This window comes from Thioalkalicoccus limnaeus, assembly GCF_041197575.1.
Lineage (GTDB): Bacteria > Pseudomonadota > Gammaproteobacteria > Chromatiales > Chromatiaceae > Thioalkalicoccus > Thioalkalicoccus limnaeus.
Genome location: NZ_JBDKXB010000007.1, coordinates 74,737 through 98,807, shown reverse-complemented (window position 1 = coordinate 98,807; position 24,071 = coordinate 74,737). Strand labels below are relative to the sequence as shown.

19 protein-coding genes and 6 tRNA genes are annotated in these 24,071 nt (G+C 65.3%); 17 read left to right on the top strand and 8 right to left on the bottom strand.

Going from position 1 to position 24,071, the window contains the following annotated elements:
- Nucleotides 1-236 precede the first annotated feature (236 nt).
- The 7 genes from pyk to ABC977_RS07815 all read left to right on the top strand — a co-directional run bounded on the left by pyk (nucleotide 237) and on the right by ABC977_RS07815 (nucleotide 3,464).
- Nucleotides 237-1,682 carry a pyruvate kinase gene (pyk, locus tag ABC977_RS07845; RefSeq protein WP_369666694.1) on the top strand — a complete coding sequence of 482 codons (1,446 nt, stop codon included), beginning with the start codon at nucleotides 237-239 and terminating at the stop codon, nucleotides 1,680-1,682.
- Nucleotides 1,679-2,653 (top strand): alpha/beta fold hydrolase, encoded by a 975-nt coding sequence (locus tag ABC977_RS07840; protein ID WP_369666693.1) that lies wholly within the window; start codon nucleotides 1,679-1,681, stop codon nucleotides 2,651-2,653. The genes pyk and ABC977_RS07840 overlap by 4 nt, the downstream gene beginning before the upstream one ends.
- 18 nt (nucleotides 2,654-2,671) lie before the next feature.
- Nucleotides 2,672-2,746 (top strand) — tRNA-Val (locus ABC977_RS07835).
- 276 nt (nucleotides 2,747-3,022) lie between these two features.
- Nucleotides 3,023-3,099, top strand: a tRNA-Pro gene (locus ABC977_RS07830).
- A 24-nt stretch (nucleotides 3,100-3,123) separates the two neighbouring features.
- Nucleotides 3,124-3,200 (top strand) — tRNA-Arg (locus tag ABC977_RS07825).
- 40 nt (nucleotides 3,201-3,240) lie between these two features.
- Nucleotides 3,241-3,316: transfer RNA gene (locus ABC977_RS07820), tRNA-His, on the top strand.
- Between the two features lie 72 nt (nucleotides 3,317-3,388).
- A tRNA-Lys gene (locus tag ABC977_RS07815) sits at nucleotides 3,389-3,464 on the top strand.
- Between the two features lie 86 nt (nucleotides 3,465-3,550).
- On the opposite strand, the gene ABC977_RS07810 is transcribed toward ABC977_RS07815, so the two are convergent.
- Complete coding sequence (locus tag ABC977_RS07810; RefSeq protein WP_369666692.1) at nucleotides 3,551-6,193, bottom strand: AMP-binding protein; 2,643 nt, start codon at nucleotides 6,191-6,193, stop codon at nucleotides 3,551-3,553.
- Nucleotides 6,194-6,288: 95 nt separating this feature from the next.
- Here ABC977_RS07810 and ABC977_RS07805 point away from each other — a divergent pair, with 95 nt between their 5' ends.
- On the top strand, nucleotides 6,289-7,548 hold the full coding sequence (locus ABC977_RS07805; protein WP_369666691.1) for an amylo-alpha-1,6-glucosidase: 1,260 nt from the start codon (nucleotides 6,289-6,291) through the stop codon (nucleotides 7,546-7,548).
- Nucleotides 7,549-7,685: 137 nt separating this feature from the next.
- Here ABC977_RS07805 and ABC977_RS07800 read toward each other — a convergent pair.
- Nucleotides 7,686-7,773: transfer RNA gene (locus tag ABC977_RS07800), tRNA-Ser, on the bottom strand.
- Between the two features lie 303 nt (nucleotides 7,774-8,076).
- On the opposite strand from ABC977_RS07800, the gene ABC977_RS07795 reads away from it, so the two are divergent.
- Entirely contained in the window at nucleotides 8,077-8,748 is a 672-nt protein-coding gene (locus ABC977_RS07795; protein WP_369666690.1) for a Bax inhibitor-1/YccA family protein, read from the top strand.
- 72 nt (nucleotides 8,749-8,820) lie between these two features.
- Complete coding sequence (locus tag ABC977_RS07790) at nucleotides 8,821-9,006, top strand: hypothetical protein (protein WP_369666689.1); 186 nt, start codon at nucleotides 8,821-8,823, stop codon at nucleotides 9,004-9,006.
- A gap of 204 nt (nucleotides 9,007-9,210) precedes the next feature.
- Here the strand turns inward: ABC977_RS07790 and ABC977_RS07785 are convergent, their stop codons facing one another.
- Complete coding sequence (locus ABC977_RS07785) at nucleotides 9,211-11,739, bottom strand: sensor domain-containing protein (protein WP_369666688.1); 2,529 nt, start codon at nucleotides 11,737-11,739, stop codon at nucleotides 9,211-9,213.
- A 442-nt stretch (nucleotides 11,740-12,181) separates the two neighbouring features.
- Between ABC977_RS07785 and ABC977_RS07780 the strand changes: the two genes are divergently transcribed.
- The 7 genes from ABC977_RS07780 to ubiV all read left to right on the top strand — a co-directional run bounded on the left by ABC977_RS07780 (nucleotide 12,182) and on the right by ubiV (nucleotide 19,015).
- Complete coding sequence (locus ABC977_RS07780) at nucleotides 12,182-12,763, top strand: peptidylprolyl isomerase (RefSeq protein WP_369666687.1); 582 nt, start codon at nucleotides 12,182-12,184, stop codon at nucleotides 12,761-12,763.
- A gap of 59 nt (nucleotides 12,764-12,822) precedes the next feature.
- The gene (locus ABC977_RS07775) at nucleotides 12,823-13,653 is read left to right on the top strand and encodes an HAD-IIB family hydrolase (RefSeq protein WP_369666686.1); all 831 of its coding nucleotides are present in this window, start codon (nucleotides 12,823-12,825) and stop codon (nucleotides 13,651-13,653) included.
- A gap of 127 nt (nucleotides 13,654-13,780) precedes the next feature.
- Nucleotides 13,781-14,671, top strand: coding sequence for a PfkB family carbohydrate kinase (locus ABC977_RS07770; protein WP_369666685.1), 891 nt, complete (start codon nucleotides 13,781-13,783; stop codon nucleotides 14,669-14,671).
- 264 nt (nucleotides 14,672-14,935) lie between these two features.
- Nucleotides 14,936-15,853, top strand: a complete 918-nt coding sequence (bchO, locus tag ABC977_RS07765) for an alpha/beta fold hydrolase BchO (protein ID WP_369666684.1) — start codon at nucleotides 14,936-14,938, stop codon at nucleotides 15,851-15,853.
- Nucleotides 15,854-16,029: 176 nt separating this feature from the next.
- Nucleotides 16,030-16,989: a tRNA modification radical SAM protein MnmL/YtqA gene (mnmL, locus tag ABC977_RS07760; RefSeq protein ID WP_369666683.1), complete on the top strand. Its 960-nt coding sequence runs from the start codon at nucleotides 16,030-16,032 to the stop codon at nucleotides 16,987-16,989.
- A gap of 88 nt (nucleotides 16,990-17,077) precedes the next feature.
- Nucleotides 17,078-18,073 (top strand): ubiquinone anaerobic biosynthesis protein UbiU, encoded by a 996-nt coding sequence (gene ubiU, locus ABC977_RS07755; RefSeq protein WP_369666757.1) that lies wholly within the window; start codon nucleotides 17,078-17,080, stop codon nucleotides 18,071-18,073.
- Between the two features lie 21 nt (nucleotides 18,074-18,094).
- Nucleotides 18,095-19,015, top strand: coding sequence for a ubiquinone anaerobic biosynthesis protein UbiV (ubiV, locus tag ABC977_RS07750; RefSeq protein ID WP_369666682.1), 921 nt, complete (start codon nucleotides 18,095-18,097; stop codon nucleotides 19,013-19,015).
- 279 nt (nucleotides 19,016-19,294) lie between these two features.
- Here ubiV and ubiT read toward each other — a convergent pair whose 3' ends face one another.
- From ubiT to mltB, 5 genes are all read right to left on the bottom strand, one after another.
- The gene (gene ubiT, locus ABC977_RS07745; RefSeq protein WP_369666681.1) at nucleotides 19,295-19,783 is read right to left on the bottom strand and encodes a ubiquinone anaerobic biosynthesis accessory factor UbiT; all 489 of its coding nucleotides are present in this window, start codon (nucleotides 19,781-19,783) and stop codon (nucleotides 19,295-19,297) included.
- A gap of 58 nt (nucleotides 19,784-19,841) precedes the next feature.
- The gene (lipB, locus tag ABC977_RS07740; RefSeq protein ID WP_369666680.1) at nucleotides 19,842-20,558 is read right to left on the bottom strand and encodes a lipoyl(octanoyl) transferase LipB; all 717 of its coding nucleotides are present in this window, start codon (nucleotides 20,556-20,558) and stop codon (nucleotides 19,842-19,844) included.
- Between the two features lie 37 nt (nucleotides 20,559-20,595).
- Nucleotides 20,596-21,741: a D-alanyl-D-alanine carboxypeptidase family protein gene (locus tag ABC977_RS07735; protein WP_369666679.1), complete on the bottom strand. Its 1,146-nt coding sequence runs from the start codon at nucleotides 21,739-21,741 to the stop codon at nucleotides 20,596-20,598.
- Between the two features lie 100 nt (nucleotides 21,742-21,841).
- Nucleotides 21,842-22,861 carry a septal ring lytic transglycosylase RlpA family protein gene (locus tag ABC977_RS07730; protein WP_369666678.1) on the bottom strand — a complete coding sequence of 340 codons (1,020 nt, stop codon included), beginning with the start codon at nucleotides 22,859-22,861 and terminating at the stop codon, nucleotides 21,842-21,844.
- A 164-nt stretch (nucleotides 22,862-23,025) separates the two neighbouring features.
- Complete coding sequence (gene mltB, locus ABC977_RS07725; protein WP_369666677.1) at nucleotides 23,026-24,048, bottom strand: lytic murein transglycosylase B; 1,023 nt, start codon at nucleotides 24,046-24,048, stop codon at nucleotides 23,026-23,028.
- Between the last annotated feature and the right edge of the window lie 23 nt (nucleotides 24,049-24,071).

Here is a 24,071-nt window from a genome sequence, read left to right as displayed (position 1 = left end):
ACCACGGTCGAGGTGGGCTCGCCGAGGCCCGCACGCCGCCCGATTTCCGTCATCGGGTTCGGGTTACAATCGCGTCGCGGTCTCCGCGAGGTCTCGGGCGTCGTCACCGCGACGCATCGGGCCCGGCCGCGTCGCGGAGCCGGTCTCGCTCCGACTGCGTCACGACCGCAAGACCGACGACCTGTGCTCCGAACACCATCGCCATGCAGACCCAATCTCACCGAGCAGGCAGCGCCATGCAGTTCCCATCGAACAAGACGAAGATCGTGGCCACGATCGGACCAGCGTCCGAGGATCCCGAGGTCTTGCGCGAGATGATCCTCGCCGGGCTCAATGTGGCACGGCTGAACTTCTCGCACGGCGACGAGGACTATCACAGCCGGCTGATCGGGCGGATCCGGGCCGCCGCCAACGAGGTCGGCCGTCGGGTCGCGATCATGGGCGACCTGCCGGGTCCCAAGATGCGTATCGGCGATCTGGCCGAGGAGCCGATCGAGCTCAATCGCGATGCGACGATCCGGCTCACCACGGACGAGGTGTCGGGCAGCTCCGAACGTGTCAGCGTCAGTTTCCCGGGGCTGCCCGCCGCGGTCCGTCCTGGCGACCGGCTGTTCCTGAACGACGGCTTCATCCTGCTCAAGGTCGTCGAGGTCACGGCAACCGACGTGATCTGCCGGATTCGGGTCGGTGGCGAGCTGCGCTCGCGCAAGGGCCTCAACCTGCCCGGTATCGATCTCGGTCTGTGCGCCTTCACCGATAATGACCAGAAGTGGCTGGGGTTCGCGGCCACGCATCGGCTCGATGCGGTCAGCCAATCCTTCGTCGCCAACGCGGCCGACATCCACGCGGTGCGCCGCGCAGCCAATGCGCTCGATTACACCCCGTTCCTGATCGCGAAGATCGAGCGCGCCGGGGCCCTCGACCATCTCGACGAGATCCTCGAGGCCAGCGACGGCCTGATGGTCGCACGCGGCGATCTCGGCGTGGAGATCCCGATCGAACAGATCGCGGTGACCCAGAAACGTATCATGGACAAGGCCAATCGTGCGGGCAAACCGGTCATCACGGCGACCCAGATGCTCGAGTCCATGGTCACGGTCAGTCGTCCGACCCGCGCCGAGGCGACCGACGTCGCGAACGCGATCCTCGATGGGACCGACTGCGTGATGCTGTCGGCCGAATCGGCGATGGGGCGCTATCCGGTCGAGTCGGTCGCGATGCTGGCCAGCATCGCGGCGGCCGTCGAGCCCGAACGACCCTGGCGCCCCTTCCGGCCGCTGACGACGGAACGCGCGAACGGCGAGGCCCTGCGAGCCGTCGACCTGATCGCCGAGAGTGTCTACCACACGATCGAGCGTAGCCTCTTCCAGGCCGTACTGGTGCCGACCCGCAGCGGCGACACGGCACGCAACGTGGCGCGGTTTCGACTGCCGGTCTGGATCATCGCGCTGAGCCCGAACGAATCGACCTGCCAGGCCCTGTCCTTCTCCTACGGTATCCTGCCGATCGCCGTCGACGTCGACCGAGCCGACTGGTCCGACTTCGCGCGGACCTGGCTCGCGACACAGGGGGTCCGCGACGGCCTGGTCCTGCTCACCCAAGGTCCATCGGCCGAAAACCCGCGCGGCAATCACCGTATGGAGATCCTTGAACTCGGCGCGCAACGACGAGCGACGAGATGAATCCGGATTCGATTGCGCTGTTGGACCAGCCGCCATCGTTCGCCCCGATGGCACGCGGCCGGCGCCTCGCCTACGGCGAATACGGCGATCCGGCGGGCATCCCCTTGGTGTATTGCCACGGCTTTCCAAGCTCCCGGCGCGAGGCCCTGCTGCTGCATCCGGCGGCCTGTGCGGTCGGGGTGCGCCTGATCGCGGCGGATCGACCCGGCTACGGTGCCTCGGAGTTCGACCCCGATCGGCGGATCCCGGATTGGGCCGATGATTGCGCTCGGCTACTCGATCACCTGGGCCTCGAGCGGGCCACGCTGGCCGGAATCTCCGGCGGCGGACCCTACGCGCTGGCCTGCGCGGCAGCCATGCCCGAGCGGCTCGATGGCTGCCTGCTGGTGTGTCCGCTGGGCCCCGTGTACCGTCCCGAGGTCCTGGCCGAGATGCGCGCACCATCGCGTAACGCGCTGTGGCTGGCCAGCCGGTTACCCGTCATGACCCGGCTCGTCTACGGCGAACCGGCCTCCCACCTGTTCGCGCGGTGGCCGCAGACAGTTGAATGGGTCCGCGACGCCGCCGCGCCGCCCGTCGACCGCGACCAGCTCGCCGATCCCCGCGTCCGCGCCATCATGAATCGAACGATTCAGGACGCGCTCGACCATGGCGCGCGCGGCGCCCGCCAGGACATCCAGCTTTACACTCGCCCTTGGGGCCTTCGTTATGCCGAGATCGGCTTTCCGATCGACCTTTGGCATGGCGAAGACGACGGCACGGTCCCGGTCGCACACGCCCACTGGTACGCGCGCCACCTGCCTCGATGCACGACCCACATCCTCCCCGCCGAAGGCCACTTCTCGCTACCGCTGTGCCACGCCGAGACGATCCTGCGGGATCTTCGACATCCGATACAAGGCTGCGCCGAGCCGGCCGCGGCGCCCGCGAATCGGCGCGCATCGATTGACGCGCCGCACCGCGACGCCTAGAATTCCGCATTCTTGACCGGGCGCGTAGCTCAGCGGGAGAGCACTGCCTTCACACGGCAGGGGTCGCTGGTTCGATCCCAGCCGCGCCCACCAACACTCGGCTACCGAGAGCCGAACGCCGAGCCGGCGTTTCCTTGTAAAGGCCTTATCGCATCGGGCATCGCGCGTCTCACCGTTCGGCCCGGGAACGCGCCTGTGGGCTTTTCGGGTGCGGGGGCGCAGGCTGCTCCGGGAGCCTTGGCGGAGGCGACAGACCGCACTGGGCGAGCCCGGACCGAACCGGAAGAGCTGTCGCGGGAAAGCTCTTGTTTGACGATGATTGCGTGCCGGGGTATTCTTTGCGGTCTGGGCTCAACAGGCCGGCACGAGCGGGGTATAGCGCAGTCTGGTAGCGCGCCTGCTTTGGGAGCAGGATGTCGGGGGTTCAAATCCCTCTACCCCGACCAATCGCAGGGTTTTTGCTTAGCGAAGCGCCCGTAGCTCAGTTGGATAGAGCAACGGCCTTCTAAGCCGTAGGTCGCAGGTTCGAGCCCTGCCGGGCGTGCCAATCACGGTCGGCTAGATCCCGTCCGTGACGGTTTTCGATGGTGGACGTAGCTCAGTTGGTAGAGCACAGGATTGTGGCTCCTGTGGTCGTGGGTTCGATTCCCATCGTCCACCCCATCATCGCGTGACGGCTAGGTATCATACTTAGCCCCGGCAAACGCGTCGGCCTCCCGCGCCGTAACGATCATTGGGCCGTTAGCTCAGCTGGTAGAGCAGTGGACTCTTAATCCATAGGTCCGGGGTTCGAATCCCTGACGGCCCACCAATTCTGCAAGTCGAAGAGGCTGGTTCGGTTCATGCCGGCCTTGTTCAATCCATTCGGCGTACGCCAACCCCTGGGTATCCAGCGCCTCACTCGGCCCCGAGCGCGGCGACCCGCTTCTCGATCAGGCGGACGATTTCCCGCTCATCGCCACCGAGTTCGTCAACAGGGATCGGATCGCCGATGACGATCCGCACACGACCCGGCCGAGGAAACCAGCGCCCAGGCGGCATCGCTTCGCGGGTGCCATCGATCCAGACCGGGACGACGGGCACCGGATGGGCTCGCAGCAGCAACCCGACGCCGGGCCGGAAAGCTTGCAAGGACCCATCCTCGGAGCGGCGCCCCTCCGGAAACCAAACCAGGCTGAAGCCCCGCTCGAGACAAGCCGCGCCCAACGCCAGACTGGCCCTCGGCGCCGCGCCCGGATCGATCGGCAAGACCTGCGCCACGCGACTGAACCAACGGCTGACAGGGTTCGCGAAGAGGATGCCGGTCCAGCCCGCCCAGTAGATCGAGTCCAACTGACGGGCGGTCACGACCTGGGCCAACATCACCGGGTCGAGCGAGCTCAAATGGCGCGGAGCCACCAGGTAAGGACCAGCGGCCGGAATACGACCGCGCACCTCCAGCCGGATCAAGGAACGCGTCGTCAGGCGTGACAGCCCGAGCAGCAGACGGGCGGCCAAGGTCCGAATCGCTCCGCGTGGCGCCAACCAGGCCTGCTGTTCCGGATTCAGGATCCGCTCGGGGTCGGCCAGGGCCGTGATCAGATCCTCTCCAGCCGAATCAACCGAGGCCGAAGCCGACGCTTCACGCAACAGGTCACGAACCGTTTCCACACGGGCAATGGCCGCATCCTCCAGCTCGATTCCGGCCCGATCACGCAGCGCCAGGGTCAGATCGACCCAGCCCAGCGAATCGATATCGAGGTCCAGCGCCAGGCTGGTGTCCGGCGTCAGACGCCGATCGGAAAAACGTTCGGCCAGGTAGCGCCAGGCCCCCTCGGCCGCCGGGTCCGACAGCAACTGCTGATCCTCCGGGGACATATCCTGGATCGCGATCGGGGCCGCCATCGTGGCTTGGTCGAGGTCCTCGCTCGCGAGGCGCGCGAACAGCGCCTCGAGCTTATGCCGGCGCAGCTTTCCGAGCCGCGTTCGCGGCAGCGGATCGAGTGCGACTCGCAAAACCCCGGGCCGATGGTGGCTCGGCAGAGCACGCGCCGCATCGCGCATCACCTGCCCGACCCGCTCGCGCAACGCGGCCGTACCGTCGGTTTCGCGGATCACGCGATCCTCGGGCACGATCACCGCGGCCAGCCGATCACCGTGGGCCAACACCCCGGCCTCGCGGATCTCGTCGGCCGCGCCGAGCACCTTTTCGACCCGCTCGGGGTCGACGTTCTCGCCTCCCGACAGCACGATCATCGCCGAGGCTCGGCCCTGTAGGTGCAGGTACCCGTCGGCGTCCAGTCGGCCGACATCGCCGGTACGGAACCAACCCTGCTCATCGAGAACCTTCGCGGTCTTCTCCGGCAATTGCCAATAGCCGCCGAACACGTTCGGGCCACGCGCCAGCACTTCGCCAGGTCCCTCCGCTTCGGCGATCCGCAACTCGACGTTCGCCAACGGCAAACCCGCGCTCTCCAGGCGGATCCGATCAGGACGGTTCAATGTCAGGATCGGAGAGGTCTCGCTGAGCCCGTATCCGGTCGCGACCTCCCAACCTAGCCCCTGAAGTCGGCGCCCGAGGGTCGGGTCGAGCGCGGCCCCGCCGGATACCATCAACCGCAAGCTGGACCCGAGACGCTGGTGAAGGCTCGCGAACAAGCGCCGACCGAGCCGCCAGCCGAGTCGGGCGCGCGCCGCGATCGACAGCGCGAGCAGCCCACGGAAGAGCGCCGCCGGCACCCGGCCGCGCTCCGCGACGCGCCCCGCGAGCGCGGTCCAGATCGCTTCGAACAGACGCGGCACCCCGAGCATGATGCTCGCCTCGCCATCATGCAGCGCACGGACGATTTGCGGGCCTACCAACGAGAAGGGAACAACGATGGTCGCACCGAGCGACAGCGGGACCAGAATCCCGACCGTGAACGGATAGACATGATGAAAAGGCAAGGGCACCAGGACCCGGTCCTTGCCATCGGCCATCCCTTCCGCGCACAGCGCCTCGATGTTGCTCGTCAGGTTGCCATGGGTCAGCGGCACACCCTTCGGCGGCCCCGTGGTGCCCGAGGTATAGAAGATGGTAGCGAGGTCTCCTGCCTGCGCCAGCGAGGGGCCTGGGTCAGCCGCCAGCAGTTGCGACCAGGCGTCGGACTCATCATCCGGGGCATCGAATCGATACCGACGCACGTCGGCCAATGCCTCCCGTTGCGGGAGGCGCTCGGCCAACGCCGAGGTCGTGAAGAGCCAGCGCGGCGCGGCATCGACCAACGCATGGGCCAGATCCTCGTCGGGCATCTGCGTGTCCAACGGCACCAGGACGCCACCCGCCCGGATCACGCCCAGGGCCGAGACCACCCATCGAACGCCGTTCGGCGCGATGATCGCGATCCGGTCGCCGCGTTCGAGCCCCGCGGCGACCAGGCCAGCCGACAAGCGACCGGCTAGATCGAGAACCTCGCCACGACTCACGGTCTGCACGGCATCGCGCGTCAATTCGACGATGGCTGGACGATCCAGGTCGACCGGGCTGGCGGACAGCAGTTCGGGGATGGTTTGTGTCGTCATCGCTCGCACTTGCAGCAAAGGGGTCTTGGCCATCAAGTATGAAGGGCATTCCGCATCCTGCCAATTTCGTCGCGCCGACGACAGGAGGGTATCCGATGACTCGACCCAACGGGTTGGCGTATCAAAAGGCCATCGAACTGATGCAGGCCTGCGCGACCGAGGATGGCTTTCTCGCCTCGCCGACGGAACGCTCCAACTACCGCCGGATCTGGGCGCGCGACGGTGTCATCATGGCGCTGGCGGCGCTGATGACCGAGGATCCGGATCTGACCGACACAGCCCGTCGCACGCTCGAGAGACTGGCCGAGCACCAAGGTCCGCACGGCGAGATCCCGAGCAATCTGGACGCCGCCACCGGCCGCGTCAGTTACGGTGGCACGACCGGCCGCGTCGACGCGAACCCCTGGTTCGTGATCGGCTGCGCCGAGTATTGGCATCGCACCGGGGATACCGCCTTCATCGATCGTCTGCGACCGGCGATCGAGCGGGTACGCTTTCTGCTCGGGGCCTGGGAGTTCAACAATCGCGGCCTGCTCTACGTGCCCGTGACCGGCGATTGGGCCGACGAATACGTACACAGCGGCTATGTGCTTTACGACCAACTGCTCTATCTGCAAGCACAACGCGCGGTGGCCGCCCTGCACGCCGAGGTCGTCGGGTCACGTGACCATGGCCTGCTCGACGCGGTCAGCCGGCTGAGCCACCTGATTCGCGCAAACTATTGGTTCAACTGCGCCGACGAGATCCCGCCGGACGCCTACCACGAGGTCCTCTACCGCAAAGGTCTCGAGGCGGCGCCACACTGCGGAAACCGCTATTGGATGCCATCCTTCTCGCCGAGCGGCTACGGATACAGGTTCGATGGCTTCGCCAATGTGCTGGTGTCGCTGCTCGACGTCGCCGACGACGATCAACGGGCACGCGTCGACGACTTCATCTCGGCCGAACTGGTCCGCGACGAACTGCCGCTGCTGCCGGCCTTCCACCCGGTGATCGAGCCGGTACACGAGGATTGGGAGGAGCTCCAGGTCATGTTCTCCTACACCTTCAAGAACAAGCCTTACGAGTTCCACAACGGCGGCCTATGGCCGATGCTGACCGGCTTCTATGTCGTCGACCTCGCGCGCCGTGGTCGCACCAGCGAGGCCGAACGGTTCCTCGACGGCATCGACCGGGCCAACGCGCTGACCATCGACGACGAGCCCTGGGGCTTTCCCGAGTTCGTGCACGGTCGCGATCTGACGCCGGGCGGTACCCGCCACCAGGGCTGGAGCGCCGCCGCCTCGATCATGGGCCATCTGGCGCTACGCGGGCAACCCCTGTTCACGATCGACAGCGGACTGCTCGGGAGGTGACAAGTGAAGAATGGCCCTCAGGACCTCCCCATGACCACCAATCCGGGTCGATCGGGCCGGACAGCCCCGAGAAGCCACAGTCAGGGGCCCCTGATCTGGCGGCACCTGTTGCGCTATCAGCAAGGTGCCGAATCACATGGCGGAAGGGGTGGGATTCGAACCCACGGATGGTCGCCCATCGCCGGTTTTCAAGACCGGTGCATTCAACCGCTCTGCCACCCTTCCAGTAAACTGTTTGCGGAACCGCCGCCTGCCACGCCGAGGCCACTTGCGCCCGCCCCCATCTCGCATCGCCCGGCGGCCCGGTCAAGACGCGAAGAACGAAGGGGGATGATGCGTTCTAGACCCGATAGAATACTGGATCCCCGCCCTTAGACCAACCGACGCACACGCATCTTGGCCCCGATGCGCCGGCGACGGGGTCGCAGTTTGGAACCGAGCCCCCATTTCGGTATCCTTAGGGGGAACTGTAGGCAGGCCGTTAAGGTCTGAGCCGCCGGGTTTTCTTGTAACGAGGAGCATCTCACGATGGCCGACATGAACTATACGACAATCCACCCTGCCGAACAGGCGGTCAGCGCCAACAAGGTGCTGAAGAATACCTACCTATTACTGTCTGCGACCCTCGGGTTCAGCGCCCTGATGGCCGTGGTGTCGATCGGACTGCAGTTGCCGAGCTGGATGTACCTGGTCTCCTTCATTGGTGCCATGGTCATGGGCATCTTCGTTCTGCCGAAGACCGCCAACTCGAGCAAGGGCATCGCGGTGATCTTCGCGATCACGGGCCTGCTCGGTCTCGGTTTGGGATCGATCCTGACCCTGTATCTGGCACTGCCGCATGGACCTCAGACCATCGCCACCGCCTTCGGCGGCACGGCTCTGATCTTCCTTGGCCTGTCCGCGTACGCCTTGACCAGCAAGCGCGATTTCAGCTTCATGGGCGGGTTCATCTTCGCTGGCATGATGGTCGTGTTGATCGCGATCATCGCGAACCTCTTCTTGGCCATGCCGGCGCTGTCGCTGGCGATTTCCGCTGCGATCATCATGCTGATGAGCGCCTTCATCCTGTTCGATACCAGCCGGATCATCAACGGCGGCGAGACCAACTACATCATGGCCACCTTCGGCCTGTATCTCAGCATCTTCAACATCTTCGTCAGCCTGTTGCAGATCCTCGGAATCATGGGCGGCGACGACTGAGGCGCCGAGCGGCCCGCGATTCGCCGAAACGACCCCGGCCTCGGCCGGGGTTTTTCATCGGAGACGACAGCCATGGAGCTCTTTCTGAAAATCGCCGCAGGGGCGGTGCTGGTCATGCTCCTGTTCTACCTGTGGCCAACCTTCAAGCACTGGCAAGAACATGGCCCCAAAGCCCAAAGCGGTGACTGGGCCGCGGCGGCACTGCCGATCGGCGGTGTCGTGCTGCTGGTCATCCTACTGATCATGTCGGTGCGCTAGGACCTCGTTCGACCTTGTTGCGCCTTCCGAGAACCCCCAGGCCGTGGCGAGGCGAGACCTACCCCGCGGGGGCTATCAGCGCGACCTGTTTCGCAGGTGGCAAGGCCGCCTCGACGCCCGCGAGGGGCTCGCTTTCGACGCGCCGCGGGTAACTAGCCGACAGGCGGTAATCGAGGACTGGATCGGCGCCGATCGGCTCGGCGCTCAGATCTTCTTCAGATGGTTTCGACGCGCCTGCGACCACCGGGCCGCCAACTCGGCCGCCCCCATCGGACGGCCGAAAAAGAAACCCTGCGCCTCCTGGCAACCTTCCCGACTGAGAAAGACGGCCTGCTCACGGGTTTCCACCCCTTCGGCCAAGACGGCAAGACCAAGGCTACGGCCGAGGCCGATCACGGCCCGGGTAATGGCCTCGTCGTTGAGGTCCCGCCCGAGATCCCTGACGAAGTTCCGGTCGATCTTCAGTCGTTTGACAGGTAGACGCTTGAGATACACGAGCGACGAGTGCCCGGTTCCGAAGTCATCGATCGCAAGACCCACCCCCATATTCCGCAGCGCCATCAACGCATCGATCGTCTCCGCCAGAGGGCCTAGCAGCACCGACTCGGTCACCTCGAGTTCGATACGCGACGGGTCGATTCCGGTTTCGCCGATCACGTGCTGGAAATCCTCTGGGAAGGTACCGCGCGCAAGTTCTTGCAGTGACAGATTGATCGCGATCCGCGGCACATGGAACCCGACTCGATCCCATTCCACGATCTGGCTGCAAGCCCGTTGAGCCACCCAGGTTCCCAGTTCGCGGATCAGGCCGATATCCTCGGCCGCCGGGATGAAACGATCCGGCTCGACAGCCCCCAGCTTTGGGCTATCCCAGCGCAGCAGGGCTTCGACGCCGATCAGTCGCTGATCGGCCAACCCGACCTGCGCCTGATAGTCAAGGCGAAACTCACCGCGCGCGAGGGCCTCCTTCATCTCGCTGACCAAGGCGAAACGCTCGACGATCCGCACCTGCATCCCCGGCGAATAAGAGGCCATTTGATTGACCCCGAGCTTCTCGGCCTGGTCGAGCGCGACACCGGCCTGACGCAGGAGCGTGTCGGCACTATCGCCGTCCCGAGGAAAGACGCTGATCCCGACGCAGGCACCGAGGAAGATGCGGTGCCCCTCTATCGATAGAGGTTTCTCGAAGGTAGCGATCAACTTTCGGGCGACCTTGATCGCATCTTGGGGTTCACTCAAGTCCTCGAGCACCACGACGAACTCGTCTCCGCCCAGTCGAGCGAGCGTATCGGATGCACGAACTCGCGTGCTCAAGGTATCGGCCACTCCAACCAGAACCGCATCGCCGAACACATGACCCATGGATTCGTTGATGTGCTTGAAACGCTGAAGATCGAGCATCAGCACCGCCAAATGGCGACGATCCCGGCGGGCTCGTTGCAGACTGTGCTCGAGCCGCGCGAGGAATCGCTGCCGGTTGGGCAAATGGGTCAGCGGATCATGGTTCGCAAGGTAGTCGAGATTTTCCTGGACCCTCTTTAAGTCGCTGATATCACTGAATACACCTACATAGTGGGTCAGCTTTCCGCGGGCATCCTGGACCCGACTGATGGCCAGCAACTCCGGGTAGATTTCACCATTCTTGCGGCGATTCCAAAGCTCACCACGCCAGTGCCCGGTGGCCACGAGCGTTGCCCACATCGCTCGATAGAACTCGGCATCATGCCGCCCCGAATGCAGGATCCGCGGGGTCTGACCGATGACTTCTTCTTTCGCATAGCCGGTGATCCGGGTGAAGGCGCGGTTGACCGACTGGATCCGCAGATCGTTGCCCGTCAGCATCACGCCCTCGGTCGTGCTTTCGAGGATCCGCGCAGCCAGTCGCAGCCGCTCCTGATTGGCCCGCTGTTCGTCGATGTCACGCACAACGGCGAGAATCCGCCGGGATCCGCCGATCTTCGTGCGCTTCAGGCTGACCTCGACCCAAAAACAGTCTCCCGACTTCCTCCTGGCCAGCCACTCGAACTGCTGGGGTTCACCGGTCAGCGCCTTGCCCAACCACTCGCGCGCCGCGGCTTCATCGTAGGGAGGCTCATTCGCGATCAGTTCATCGAAGCTGCGCTCGAGGATCTCCTGGACACTCTGGTAGCCGTACATCCGAGCGGCCGAGTCATTGACGTCCAGGATACGCAGCGACAAGGGATCCTGGATGAGAAGCCCCTCCTCGACGGCGTTGAAGACCTCGCGATAATTGCGCTCGCTGTCGCGCAACGAGGCCGCCGCACGGCGTTGATGAGCGATATCGTTGTGGATACCGCGGACACGCAAGGCTCGACCATCGGCAGCCCGTTCCAGCACGACGCCCCGGGCCAAGAGCCACAACCAGGCTCCGGAACGCGTCTTGAAACGATACTGCAGGCCGAATACCTCGTCCGATCGGCATCCGGCGAGCAAACAAGCGCGAAGCGTGTCGCGATCCTCTGGATGGGTGCGCGCCAACCATTGATCGAAGTCGAGGACGAACCCGTTCGGTTCGTAGCCGAGCATGCGATAATATTGCGCGTTGACCTGGATTCGGCCACTCGACACATCCCAATCCCAGACGCCGAGGTTGGCCAGACGGTCCGTATGGTCGCTCGCCGACCCGATCGCCGGACCAGGCCTTGAGCCACCGTCCGCATTATCATCGCCGATGACGCCAAGCGCATCATCTTGCGGGTCTGTCGACGTCATCAGCACCGCTCCATTTGGCATCGTGCGAACCGAGCACCGAACCGTATCTGGTCATGCCTCCACTGCGAGGCCGCCCATAGGTATCAGACCCTCGCGCGCGGATGCAACGCCCTTCGTCGACGAATCGAGCACGCCGGTCACTTCGGCCGCCGCCATGATCTCCGCTGCGCCCTAAACCGCCGCGCGCACCGGGTGTCCCAGGGGCCGTCCGGTTGCCCGGCCAGTGCAACTCAGGTCATTCCGGTCCATCCCGGATCAGCACCGGTTTTTGGCAATGTCCAGTACGACAGTTTAACATGACGAGCTAGAACGCCTGCCCACGAATGAGAGCCAGGGCGCGACACCAACGCTCGCTCGTTGGCGTCCCCGCCGACACGCCCCGCCGCGCGTGACCGCAGGCTGGCCTGATCATTCAGATGTGACTAACGGAGGAAGACAGACGATGCGCGGATTTTCTTTTGCGGTCGTGGCCGCCTTGTTTGCGTTCAGCGCCCAGGCCTACGCGGACAATCCCAAGGTTGCGCTGGACGTGACCATTGGTGGGCAACCTGCTGGTACCGTCGTCATCGAGTTGCGCGCCGATGTCGTGCCCAGGACCGCCGAGAACTTCCGTTCGCTGTGCACCGGTGAACGGGGTTACGGGCGCCGCGGCAATGCCCTGGCTTACGCCGGCTCGCCGTTTCACCGCATCATTCCGGGCTTCATGGTCCAGGGAGGCGATATCACGCGCGGCACCGGCAAGGGCGGCGATTCGATCTACGGCGGGCGCTTCCCCGATGAAAACTTCCGTTTGCGGCACTCGGGCCCCGGCATCGTGTCGATGGCGAACTCGGGCCGCAACACCAACTCGTCCCAGTTCTTCATCACGCTGAACGCTACGCCGCACCTTGACGGCATGCACGTCGTCTTCGGCCAGGTCGTCGAGGGCATGGAGGTCGTCGAGAAGATGGGCGCGCAAGGAACGCCGCGCGGGCGCCCACTGACCCGTGTGCAACTCGCCGAGTGCCGTGAGCTCAAGGATTAGAGAACCCGCGGCTTCGGCGCGGCAACGCGGCCCGGACCAACCATGAGGCTATCCCAACCATGCGCCTACTGATCTGTACCGATCTCGATCGCACCCTGATCCCGAATGGCCCGGCCGCGGAGTCGCCCGACGCGCGACCGCGCTTCTCGCGATTGGCCCAGCACGAGGAAGTGACGGTGGCCTATGTCACCGGCCGTCATCGCGAACTGGTGCTGGCAGCGATCGATCAGTACCAGTTGCCGCCGCCCGATTTCGTGATTGGCGATGTCGGCACGACCCTGTATCGCGTCGCCGGCGCGGACTGGAAGGGCTCGGTGGCCTGGTCCGCCCGGATCGCGCGCGACTGGAGCAGCCTGGATCGCGAGGCCCTGATCGACCTGGTCGCCGTACCCGGGCTGCGGCTCCAGGAATCGGATAAACAGGGCGCCTTCAAAATCAGCTGGTACACCCCCGAGGACTGGGATCGGTCACGCTGGCTCACGGAGATGGACCAGCGCCTGACCGATGCCAACGTTCGGGCGAACCTGATCTGGAGCCTCGACGAGAGCACGGGAACCGGCCTGTTGGATCTGCTGCCGGCCTCGGCGACCAAACGCCATGCCGTCGAGTTCCTGATGACGCAGGAAGGGTTCACGCCGAATCATACGCTCTGCGCCGGCGATAGCGGCAACGATGTGGCGATGCTCGCAAGCCCGATCCCGGCCGTGCTGGTCGCCAATGCCACCGAGCAGGTCCGCACCGAGACCCTGGCCGCCGCCGAGCAAGCCGGCACACTGGAGAGTCTGTACCTGGCCCGCGGTGACTTTCACGGCATGAACGGCAACTACAGCGCGGGCATTCTGGAAGGATTGGCGCACTTCGTACCCGAGACGACGAACTGGTGGGAGTGATGCGGCGATCGAGCGGGCGCCAGCGAGGCGTTGACACAGCGATCGACCCCTCGGCGGCGCGACGCCAGCGAGCCGGCGACGGCTGGCACGAAAGCAACGCTTGCGCCCATGGAGAAGGAGGCACCTGATGCCTTTCGACCGTGACACCCGACCCTTGATCTTCGGTGAGGTGCTGTTCGACGTCTTCGCCGACGGCGAAACGCTTGGCGGCGCACCCTTCAATGTCGCCTGGCATCTGCAGGCGTTCGGCCGTGCACCGCTGTTCATCAGCCGCATCGGCGAGGATGCGCGTGGCCGCGCGATCACCACGGCCATGTCCGACTGGGGTCTCGATACCAGCGGGCTCCAATGGGATGCGACGGCACCGACCGGCGTCGTTCGCGTGCAGTTGCTCGATGGTGAGCCGAGCTACGATATCGTATCCGACCAGGCTTACGACCGGATCCAGATCGGCCAGCTACCGCCACTCCCGCAGAACGCCTTGCTCTATCACGGCAGTCTCGCGCTGCGCGGCGCCGTGTCGCGCGCGGCGCTCGAGGAGCTCGTGGACCGCTTCGATCCGGCCGTGTTCATCGATGCGAACCTCCGCGACCCCTGGTGGGACACCGAGGCGGTGCGGAGGATGCTCTCGCGCGCGACCTGGGCCAAGCTCAACGCCGCCGAGCTCGCCGCCTTGGTGCGGCCCGGCCCGCATCCCGACGGTCCCGCCGAGGCGCTTCGGGAGGCCCATGGACTCGAAACCCTGATCATCACCGAAGGCTCGGCCGGAGCCTTCGCCATCGGCCGATCCGGTCCACTCGGACGCACCCGACCCGCTCGAGGGATTCGCGTCGTCGACGCCGTTGGCGCCGGCGATGCGTTCGCCGCCGTCCTGATCCTCGGTTTGATCTGCGATTGGTCGACCCAGGTGACCCTCGACCGCGCCCAGTCCTTCGCCTCGGCGGTGGTCGGCCGACGCGGCGCGACGGTGAGGGACCCGGACTTCTATGCCCCGTTCATCGCCGCCTGGGGCCTCTGACCGGCAACGCGGCGAGTGGCCCACCAAGCGGGAAACGGTCCGCCCGGATGTCGTGATGATCGACCCATCCACTTGTGCGGCCCCGTGGTCCGCCCCGAACCCATATCCGACCCGATCTCTATGCCGATCTTCCCTCTCCCGTTCGGACCGACCTCCGCCAGGTCGCTACGCACCTTCCTCGCCTGCTCACTGGTCGGCCTGATTGGATCGGCCCTTGCCGGCCCCGTATCCGCCGATCAGCCCGTTCCACCGACGGATCCATCGATGACCGGCGCCGCGCCGAACCGACCAGACTGGGACATCGACGGCCGCGACTGGCCGAATCGCGAAGCCAGCCGTTTCATCGAGACCGATGGGATTCGCTGGCACTACCAGCGGTCCGGAACGGGACCGGTCCTGCTCCTGGTCCACGGCACCGGGGCCGCGACCCATTCCTGGCAGGGGCTCATTCCGCTCCTGACCGACGATTTCACCGTCGTGGCCCCGGATCTACCCGGTCATGGCTTCACCAGCGCCCCGACGGAGGAACGCTTCGCGTTGCCGGCGATGGCCGCCGACCTGGCCGGGTTACTGACCGCGCTCGATTTGTCACCGGAGCTCGTCGTCGGTCATTCGGCCGGCGCGGCCATCCTCACCCAGATGATCCTCGACGGAAGCATTGCGCCCCAGGCGCTCGTGAGTCTGAACGGTGCGCTGCTCGGACGCCGCGGCCTCGCCTTCCGGATCTTCTCGCCGATCGTCCGCATCATCGTGACCACCGAGTTCGCGCACAAGGCGTTCGCTCGGCGGGCCTCCGATCCAAAGGTCGTCGAACGCACGCTGGCCGGGACCGGTTCGACACTGACCGAAGATGAGATCGCGCTCTATGCCCGGCTCTTCCGAACGCCGGGACACACCGGCGCGGCGCTGACCATGATGGCCAAATGGGACCTCGAGGCATTGGAGCGGGAGCTGCCGCGCGTGTCGCGCCCGGTCGTCCTCGTCGCCGCGGACAACGACGGCTTCGTCCTGCCGATCGAGGCTCCGCAGGTCATGGACCTGATCCCGGAGGCGAGCCTGGTCCGGTTACCGGATCTCGGCCACCTCGCCCACGAGGAACGTCCGGACCTGATCGCCGAGCTGATCCGGTCGGTCGCCCGCGACCATGGGCTTATCGAGCCGCGCCAGGCCGCGCGACCGTGAGCCACCATGATGGCCTGGGTCCTGTCGGCCCGCTGGCCGACCTGGCAATACCCGATTCAGAGAGCGGTTCGACGATGGGTATCCCTTTGATTCCCATCATTGGCAAAGCGCCTGTTCTGTGCGATCGTTAAACGTTGTCGACGGGAGTCTCCCGTCCTGCGCGCGTTCGATTCGGGATGGCGTTATCGCATCTGGTCAATACCTTCGGCGTCGATCTGCTGCATCGTTACGGCGAGCGGGTCCACAAACTGGCGATCAATGCCGGTCTGACCTGCCCGAACCGTGACGGCAGCAAGGGCTGGGGTGGGTGCAGCTTCTGCAACAACGCCTCCTTCAACCCCAGCGCACGCCGCCCCCCGTCGGTCGGCGAACAGCTCGATGCCGGGCGGCGGGTCCTGCTCAAGCGCACCGGAGCGAGACGCTTCATCGCCTATTTCCAGGCGTACACCAATACCTATGCCGATGTGGCTCGCCTTGCCGCACTGTACCGCGAAGCCCTCGAGCGCGACGACGTGGTCGGCCTGTCGGTCGGAACGCGGCCGGATTGCGTCCCCGACGCGGTTCTCGATCTGCTCGCCCGCCTTCGCGATCAGGGGCATGAGGTCTGGCTGGAACTGGGCTTGCAGTCGGCCTGCGATGCGACCTTGCGCCGAGTCGACCGCGGTCATGGCTTCGCCGACTACCGCCGTGCGGTCCGGGCGGCGCATCGCCGGGGCTTGTCTCTGTGCACGCATCTGATCATCGGGCTGCCGGGCGAAGGGCGGGATGAGTCCTTGGCGAGCCTCGATCGGGTACTCGAACTCGGCACCCACGGGCTGAAACTGCATCCGCTGCACGTCGTCCGTGGGACGCGACTCGCGCACCAATGGCGGCGTGGCGACTATCGGCCTTTGCCAATGGCCGAGTACATCGACATCGCCGCGGATCTGATCGAGCAGACCCCGCGCGAGGTCATTTTTCATCGATTGACCGGCACCGCGTCACCCGACATCCTGTTGGCCCCGGCCTGGTGCGCGAAGAAATGGGTCGTTCTGAACGGCATCGAGCAGGAACTGCGCCGTCGGCGCACAGCACAGGGCTGGTGCGTGGCGGGAGAACCGGTGGCGCTCGCCCGCGCCGTCGGCGGGCTGGCATGATGGGCCACATCCCGATGGCCCGGGCCGCCCCTCCCCATCGTTCGGTCTTCGACCGGATGGGCTCAACCCTGGAGATTCCTCGTTGACTATGGAACTCGTCTGTCCCGCAGGTAACCTGCCGTCACTGAAGGCGGCCGTCGATCATGGCGCGGATTCGGTCTATTTCGGCTTTCGTGACGACACCAACGCGCGCCACTTCGCCGGCCTGAACTTCGGCCCGGCGAAGATCGCCGAAGGCATCAAGTATGCCCACCAACGGGGCGTCAAGGTGTTCCTCGCGTTGAACACCTATCCGCAGCCCAACGGATGGGCGCGCTGGCGGTCGGCCGTCGATCTGGCGGCCGACCTGGGGGTCGATGCGGTCATCGCCGCGGACCTCGGCGTCCTCGATTATGCGAGCGAACACCACCCGAACCTCAAACTGCATCTATCGGTGCAGGGTTCGGCGACCAACTACGAGGCGCTGAGCTTCTACAAGGAACACTTCGGTGTGCGGCGCGCCGTGCTGCCGCGGGTCCTCTCGCTGAGCCAGGTCAAACACGTCGTCGAACACAGCCCGGTCGAGATAGAGGTCTTCGCCTTCGGCAGCCTGTGCGTGATGGTCGAAGGCCGGTGTATCCTGTCGTCTTATGCCACGGGCCGTTCGCCGAACAACTTCGGCGCCTGCTCGCCAGCCAGCCACGTCGAATGGCGCGAGACGCCGGACGGCCTGGAGACACGACTCGGCGGCGTCCTGATCGAACGCTATGCGCACGGGCGCAACGCGGGCTACCCGACCCTGTGCAAAGGCAGCTACCGGGTCGGCGACCATACCTATCACGCGATCGAGGAACCCACCAGCCTGAACACGCTCGAAATGCTCCCACAGCTGGTCGAAAGCGGCGTCAAGGCGATCAAGATCGAGGGCCGCCAACGCAGTCCGGTCTATGTCGAACAGGTCACACGGGTCTGGCGAGCCGCGCTCGACGCCTTTCGCCGCGACCCGGCGCACTATGCCGCCAAGCCCGAGTGGCTGGCCGAACTGGGCAAGGTCTCGGAGGGCACCCAGACCACCTTGGGCGCCTATCACCGGCCGTGGCAGTAGATCAGGAGCGGAGCTGACGCGATGATGACACAACCGAGGCTCTCGCTGGGGCCGATTACCTATTATTGGCCGAAAGACAGGGTCGAGGCCTTTTACGACCGGATCATCGAATCACCGGTGGATATCGTCTATGTCGGCGAGACCATCTGCTCGAAACGCACCCAGATGCGGACCGATGACTGGTTTGCGCTGGCCGAGCGTCTCGCGGCCGCCGGCAAGGAGGTCGTGCTCTCGACATTGGCCTTGCTCGAGGCCGAATCCGAGATCCAGCGTCTGCGGCGGATCTGCGACAACGGGCGCTTCCTGGTCGAGTGCAACGACATGGGCGCCGTGCATCGAATGCAAGGCCGACCCTTCGCGACTGGACACAGCGTCAATATCTACAACGATCGGACCCTGGCGCTGCTGGCACGACAAGGACTCAAGCGCTGGGTCTTTCCGGTCGAGTTGTCGCACGAATCCTTAGCCGACATGCAGGTGCGGAGGCCAGCCGGCGTCGAGACCGAGGTCTTCGCGTACGGGCGGCTGCCGTTGGCCTATTCGGCGCGCTGCTTCACCGCCCGCGCCCGGAACCTGCAAAAGGACGATTGCCAGTACTGCTGCATCGATTACCCGGATGGATTGACGCTATCGGCACAGGACGACACCCGCTTCCTGGCCCTGAACGGGATCCAGACCCAATCCGCGCAGACCTTCAACCTCGTCGCCGAGATCCCGCGCATGCGCTCACTCGGCGTCGACGTGATCCGGATCAGCCCACAATCGAACCAGACCGAACGGGTGATCGAGGTGTTTCATCGTTGCCTGGAAGGCGAGATGGCCCCGACCGAGGCACAAGCCGCACTCGAACCCCTGATGCCGGTCGGCCCCTGCGACGGCTACTGGCATGGTTCGGCCGGGCTCGAACAGCGCGCACGCGCCGCCGCCGGGGCACTGGCCTGACAAACTAACGAAGAAGCGCCTCAACCTGGAGGCCTATGGCATAGCGCCGGGGCCTCCAGACGAGCGCGAGCTGCGTTGGCCGGCCTGGTCAGGTTTTCTCATCGTCGATTTCGTCTAACCGCGGCAACCGACTTCCGCGACGTACGGTGAGGACTTCCACTTCGTCCCGGACGCTATACACGACGCGATAGGCGCCAAAGATCACTCTCTGATTCGAGAAAGACCGACCTCCGGAACAACCCGACCGCTCTCTGGGACATCAGCCAACCGCTCCACGGGTCAACGCCCGAAGCGGCCGATGAAGCTCGTCGCCCCGTTCATGACCTTGAGCAGAGGTCCGAGCCGCCCCTCCAGCTCGACGCCATCGAGGAAGTTCTTCACGTAGAGCCCGAGCTCCGTGCTGCCACCGAGACGCAGGCGACGGTTGAAGAACAGGGTATCGGCGTCCTCGCGACGCGTCGCGAGCAGCAGGAAATCATAGACGGAACCCTCGATGCTGAGATCCTCGGCTCGGTTGCTCGACACGGCCTTGAGCCGACCCTGTTCGAGGGTCAAGCGGACTTGGATGCGGGCATCGCTGACCCGGATCAACATGACCCGGTCCGCGAGAAAGTCGAGTTCGCCATCGGCCAGTTCCGGCGCGAACAGCCGATTGAGAAAGCTGGCCATCAGGGTACTGTGAGCCGCGGTCGGAATCAGGCCCAATGGAAAGGCCAGCGGCACCGGCATCGTCGGCGATCGAGAGAGGTCGTTGGTCGCTCTTTTCATCTGGAAATCGGCTTTTGGTAGTCAAATCGGAAATTCAAGGTAGCCTGCCGGGCACGCCTCAACGAAGGGTCTGCGGGCCAGGGTCCCGGGGCCGGCCATCGGCCTCATGGCTCGAATCGGGTAGCGGGATCGGCTCCGATCCGGCCCACGACATCTCCGAACCGAGCAAGGCCGCGATCTGCTCAGCCAATCGGCGCCCCATCTCGGCGAGCCGCGGCGGGGCCACACCCAGGTCGACGAGACGGGTGACCGCGAGGGCCGGGAAACCGCACGGATCGATCCGTTCGAACGGCGCCAGATCCAGGTCGAGATTCAGCGCCACCCCGTGGTAACAGCAGCCATCGCGAACCCGCAAGCCCAGCGAGGCGATCTTCGCCCCCTCGACATAGACCCCCGGCGCATCGGGACGGGCCGCAGCCGTGATCGATTCACCGGCCAGCACATCGATCACCGCCCGTTCCAGCAAGTGGACCAACCGCTTGACGCCAAGCCCGGCGCGGCGCAGATCCAGCAGCAGATAGGCGACCAGTTGACCCGGGCCATGGTAGGTCACCTGCCCTCCACGATCCGACTGCACGACGGGGATAACGCCGGGATCATGCAGATGGCCGGGGCGGGTCGCTTGACCCAGCGTAAACACAGGCGGGTGCTCCAGGAGCCAAAGCTCGTCCGGGGTCGCGCGATCACGGGTATCGGTAAAGACACGCATGGCCTGCCAGGCCTCGACATAGGGTCTGAGGCCAAGGAATCGGACGATCAGCAGCGAGCCCCCCATGGCGGCGTCCCAAAAAACGCCAATGATAGAGCCCCGCTCATCGCTGTACCAGATCGATCACGGAATCGACCAGCCGGCGCCATAATCCGCCGCGCTCGACATCGCGCAGCGCGACCGCCGGCACCCGATTGATCTCATGACCGTCCAGCGTCACGACGATGGTGCCCAGAATATCGCCATGAGCGAGGGGCGCCTCACGCACCGGCGCCGGGATCAGGCCCGCCTCCAAGCGCTCGTAGCGGCCGCGCGGAATGGTGGCATGGACATCGGTGAGCGGGCCAACGGGAACCTCGGTCGTTGCCCCTTTCCAGACCCGCAGGTTCGCGACGGCCACACCGCCCTCGTACAACCGCGGCGACTCGAAGAAACGAAAGCCGTAGTTGAGCAGCGCGAGACTCTCCTGGGCCCGTTGCTCCGGCCCCTTCGAACCCATGACGACTGTCACCAAGCGCCGCCCCTCACGCCTGGCCGAGGTCACCAGGCAGTAGCCGGCGGCGTCGGTGTAGCCGGTCTTTACACCATCGACCGAGTCGTCACGCGCGAGCAAACGATTGCGATTCGGCTGCTTGATGTTGTTGAAGGTAAACTCCCGGACGCTGTATCGCAGATAGTCATCGGGAAACTCACTGATCAACGCGGAGGTGATCAGCGCGATGTCGCGGGCTGTCGTGTAAAGCTCCGGATGCGGTAAACCGGTGGCGTTCGCAAAATGACTGTTCCGGGCGCCGAGCCTCCGGGCATGGGCATTCATCAAGTCGGCGAACACGGCCTCGCTACCGCCCACATGTTCCGCCAGCGCGACGCTCGCATCGTTGCCCGATTGGACGATCATGCCCATCAGCAGGTCTTCGATCGTCACGCGCGTGCCGACTTCGATGAAGGTCCGCGAGCCCGGCGTGCGCCACGCCTTTTCGCTAACCAGTACTTCGTCGTGCAGGCTCAACTTGCCGGCCGCCACCTCGCGAAACACCGTGTAGGCCGTCAGGATCTTGGTCAGGCTGGCCGGCTCCACACGCTCGTCGGCATTGTGCTCGACGAGGATTTCGCCAGTCTGGTGGTCCATCACCAGGTAGCTCTTGGCGCCGATCGACGGCGGGTCCGGCACCAAGGCCTGGGCCCACCCGACGACGGGCCAGATAAGAAAACCGACGAGAATCGCAAGAATCGGCATGCGCTGTTTCATCGACGACGATTTCACCATGGGCAGACGCGACCGGTTTCGGGCACCGAGCGGGACGAGCTCGGCCATGGATTCTACCCGGCCGCCGCGGGTTTCGCATCCGCTACTCGACACGCGTCTGGGTCTGGGTCACACCCATGGCCACGAGCTGTTTCTCGACACCCTCGGCCTCCGCAGCCGAGGCCAACGGCCCGATCTGCAACGCGTACCCAGCGATCTCGGCATCCGCACTGATGCGGACTTGCACCTGTTCGGTCAGGTGATCGAGCAGACGGCGCCGGAGCTGCTCGGCCGACGCCCGGCTCCCGAGGGTTCCCGCCTGAACATACAGGCGCCCGCTGGATACCCCGCCGATCGAGCCAGCCGCCGAATCGTCGCGGCTATCCGACGCGGCCAACGAGGCGACCGCTGGATCGGACACGGATGCAACCGTCGAACTGGCCGGTTGCGCCAGTACCTGGCCTTCGAGCGCCACGGCATCCGTCGCCTCGACGGCGTTGGACGGGGTTGCCCGCTCGGCGATCAGGAACTGCTCGTCCTGAACCTGACGCCGCGGCGGATCGACGGCCCGCAACTCGACTTTGGCCACGCCCGCCTGGACCATTCCCAGTTCACGTGCCGCCGCGTAGGACAGATCGATGACGCGATCGCCGACGAACGGGCCGCGGTCGTTGATCCTGACCAACACACTGCGGCCATTGTTCAGGTTGGTGACCTCGGCATAGGTCGGCAAAGGCAGGGAACGGTGGGCCGCCGTTAACTCATACATGTCATATCGTTCGCCATTGCTGGTCCGACGGCCATGGAACTTGCGGCCGTACCAGGACGCCAAGCCCCGTTCGACATGGCCTTCGCTCGAATCCCAGGTGACGTAACGCTTGCCGAAAACGACATAAGACCCGGCAATCTGCGGCGTCGCAGTAGCCGGCGGTTCCGCGTCGCGGTCACGCGCGACGCGTTCGTCCCTCTCCGGCTCGACCAATGTCGCATTCGCCCCGGAGTCTTCGACCAGACGCGGATCACCGGTCGTCACGCACCCACTCAGGAGTGCGACCAGCGCAACGGCGAACAACAGCCGCCCCCAACCAATCGACCCCTCGCTTCGCTTCGCTTTCGTTCTCATCCGGCTCTTTCCCCGTTTGCCCCGTTTGTCGCAGGGTGCCGCGCCAGGCGACGCCCGAAAGGATCCGGCTGGGGATCACCCAGTCGGTTTCGGCGGTAACAAGCCACCAATGGAAACTCGTGCGTCGTGCGCCTTTCCTCAGCGAGAGAGGCAGCGCACCAGGCTCATCGAGCCAACCGGCCGACGCGGATCTCGTCGGCCAGCTGGGCGACGGCCATCGCATACAGATTGCTACGGTTGTAGCGTGTCAGGGCGTAGAAGTTGGCTTGCCCCAGCCAATATTCGTCCACCCCCCCGGGGAGGCGCATCAGCGTGCTGGGCGCCTCCTCGTCGATGTGCCCGTGCCAAGCGATGCCCGCCTCCCGCAGGACACTTGCCGGGATCGCCGGCGACAAGGGCCCCCCTTCGGCCAGCGGCAATGGAGCGGCTCCACCCGGCGGCACGCGCGCCGGCACCGCCACCGCGGCGTCGCGACGCCACCCATGTCGATGGAGATAATTCGCCACGCTGCCGATGGCGTCGGCGTCGCTATTCCACAAATCACGGCGGCCATCGCCATCGAAATCGATCGCGTAGGCCCGGTAGCTCGAGGAGATGAACTGCGGCTTGCCCATCGCACCCGCGTAGGATCCGGTGACCGAGGTCAGATCGATCCGTTCCTCGCGTGCGAGCAACAGCAACTCCTCCAGTTCCCGGCGAAAAAAATCCGCGCGCGGCGGATAGGAGAAGCCCAGTGTCGTCAACGAGTCGATGACGCGGTGTCGACCCAGGTTCGCGCCGTAGTTGGTCTCGACGCCGATGATGGCAACGATGATCTGAGGCGGCACGCCATAATCCGCTTCGGCACGCCTCAGCCAGTCTTCGTGCGCCGCCCAGTACTCGACACCGCGTGCGATCCGTTCCGAGGTCACGAAGAGGGCACGATACTCCGGCCAGGGCCGGGCCTCGAATGGCCGCGTGATGGCGGCGATGATCGCCGGATCATAGCGGGCCTGATCCAGCAGATCCGTCAGCGACGCCCGGTCGAAACCATGGCGCTCGGCCACCTCGCCAATGAAGGCTTGCCGGCCGGCCGCGTAGGCTTCCGGGATCTCGGTGCTCGCGACCGGCGGCCCGATCGCCGCCAGGGCGAGGACCATGGGCCACAAGCAGCGCCGAGCGATGTCCTCACGCGTCGAATTTGACATGGCACGCGCAGTATAGGTGCGAA

Excerpts from the sequence above, each read along its gene's own strand:
- pyk (WP_369666694.1), top strand. The coding sequence starts at position 237 with ATGCAGTTCCCATCGAACAAGACGAAGATCGTGGCCACGATCGGACCA.
- ABC977_RS07840 (WP_369666693.1), top strand. The coding sequence starts at position 1,679 with ATGAATCCGGATTCGATTGCGCTGTTGGACCAGCCGCCATCGTTCGCC.
- ABC977_RS07810 (WP_369666692.1), bottom strand. The coding sequence starts at position 6,193 with ATGACGACACAAACCATCCCCGAACTGCTGTCCGCCAGCCCGGTCGAC.
- ABC977_RS07805 (WP_369666691.1), top strand. The coding sequence starts at position 6,289 with ATGACTCGACCCAACGGGTTGGCGTATCAAAAGGCCATCGAACTGATG.
- ABC977_RS07795 (WP_369666690.1), top strand. The coding sequence starts at position 8,077 with ATGGCCGACATGAACTATACGACAATCCACCCTGCCGAACAGGCGGTC.
- ABC977_RS07790 (WP_369666689.1), top strand. The coding sequence starts at position 8,821 with ATGGAGCTCTTTCTGAAAATCGCCGCAGGGGCGGTGCTGGTCATGCTC.
- ABC977_RS07785 (WP_369666688.1), bottom strand. The coding sequence starts at position 11,739 with ATGACGTCGACAGACCCGCAAGATGATGCGCTTGGCGTCATCGGCGAT.
- ABC977_RS07780 (WP_369666687.1), top strand. The coding sequence starts at position 12,182 with ATGCGCGGATTTTCTTTTGCGGTCGTGGCCGCCTTGTTTGCGTTCAGC.
- ABC977_RS07775 (WP_369666686.1), top strand. The coding sequence starts at position 12,823 with ATGCGCCTACTGATCTGTACCGATCTCGATCGCACCCTGATCCCGAAT.
- ABC977_RS07770 (WP_369666685.1), top strand. The coding sequence starts at position 13,781 with ATGCCTTTCGACCGTGACACCCGACCCTTGATCTTCGGTGAGGTGCTG.
- bchO (WP_369666684.1), top strand. The coding sequence starts at position 14,936 with ATGACCGGCGCCGCGCCGAACCGACCAGACTGGGACATCGACGGCCGC.
- mnmL (WP_369666683.1), top strand. The coding sequence starts at position 16,030 with ATGGCGTTATCGCATCTGGTCAATACCTTCGGCGTCGATCTGCTGCAT.
- ubiU (WP_369666757.1), top strand. The coding sequence starts at position 17,078 with ATGGAACTCGTCTGTCCCGCAGGTAACCTGCCGTCACTGAAGGCGGCC.
- ubiV (WP_369666682.1), top strand. The coding sequence starts at position 18,095 with ATGATGACACAACCGAGGCTCTCGCTGGGGCCGATTACCTATTATTGG.
- ubiT (WP_369666681.1), bottom strand. The coding sequence starts at position 19,783 with ATGAAAAGAGCGACCAACGACCTCTCTCGATCGCCGACGATGCCGGTG.
- lipB (WP_369666680.1), bottom strand. The coding sequence starts at position 20,558 with ATGGGGGGCTCGCTGCTGATCGTCCGATTCCTTGGCCTCAGACCCTAT.
- ABC977_RS07735 (WP_369666679.1), bottom strand. The coding sequence starts at position 21,741 with ATGAAACAGCGCATGCCGATTCTTGCGATTCTCGTCGGTTTTCTTATC.
- ABC977_RS07730 (WP_369666678.1), bottom strand. The coding sequence starts at position 22,861 with ATGAGAACGAAAGCGAAGCGAAGCGAGGGGTCGATTGGTTGGGGGCGG.
- mltB (WP_369666677.1), bottom strand. The coding sequence starts at position 24,048 with ATGTCAAATTCGACGCGTGAGGACATCGCTCGGCGCTGCTTGTGGCCC.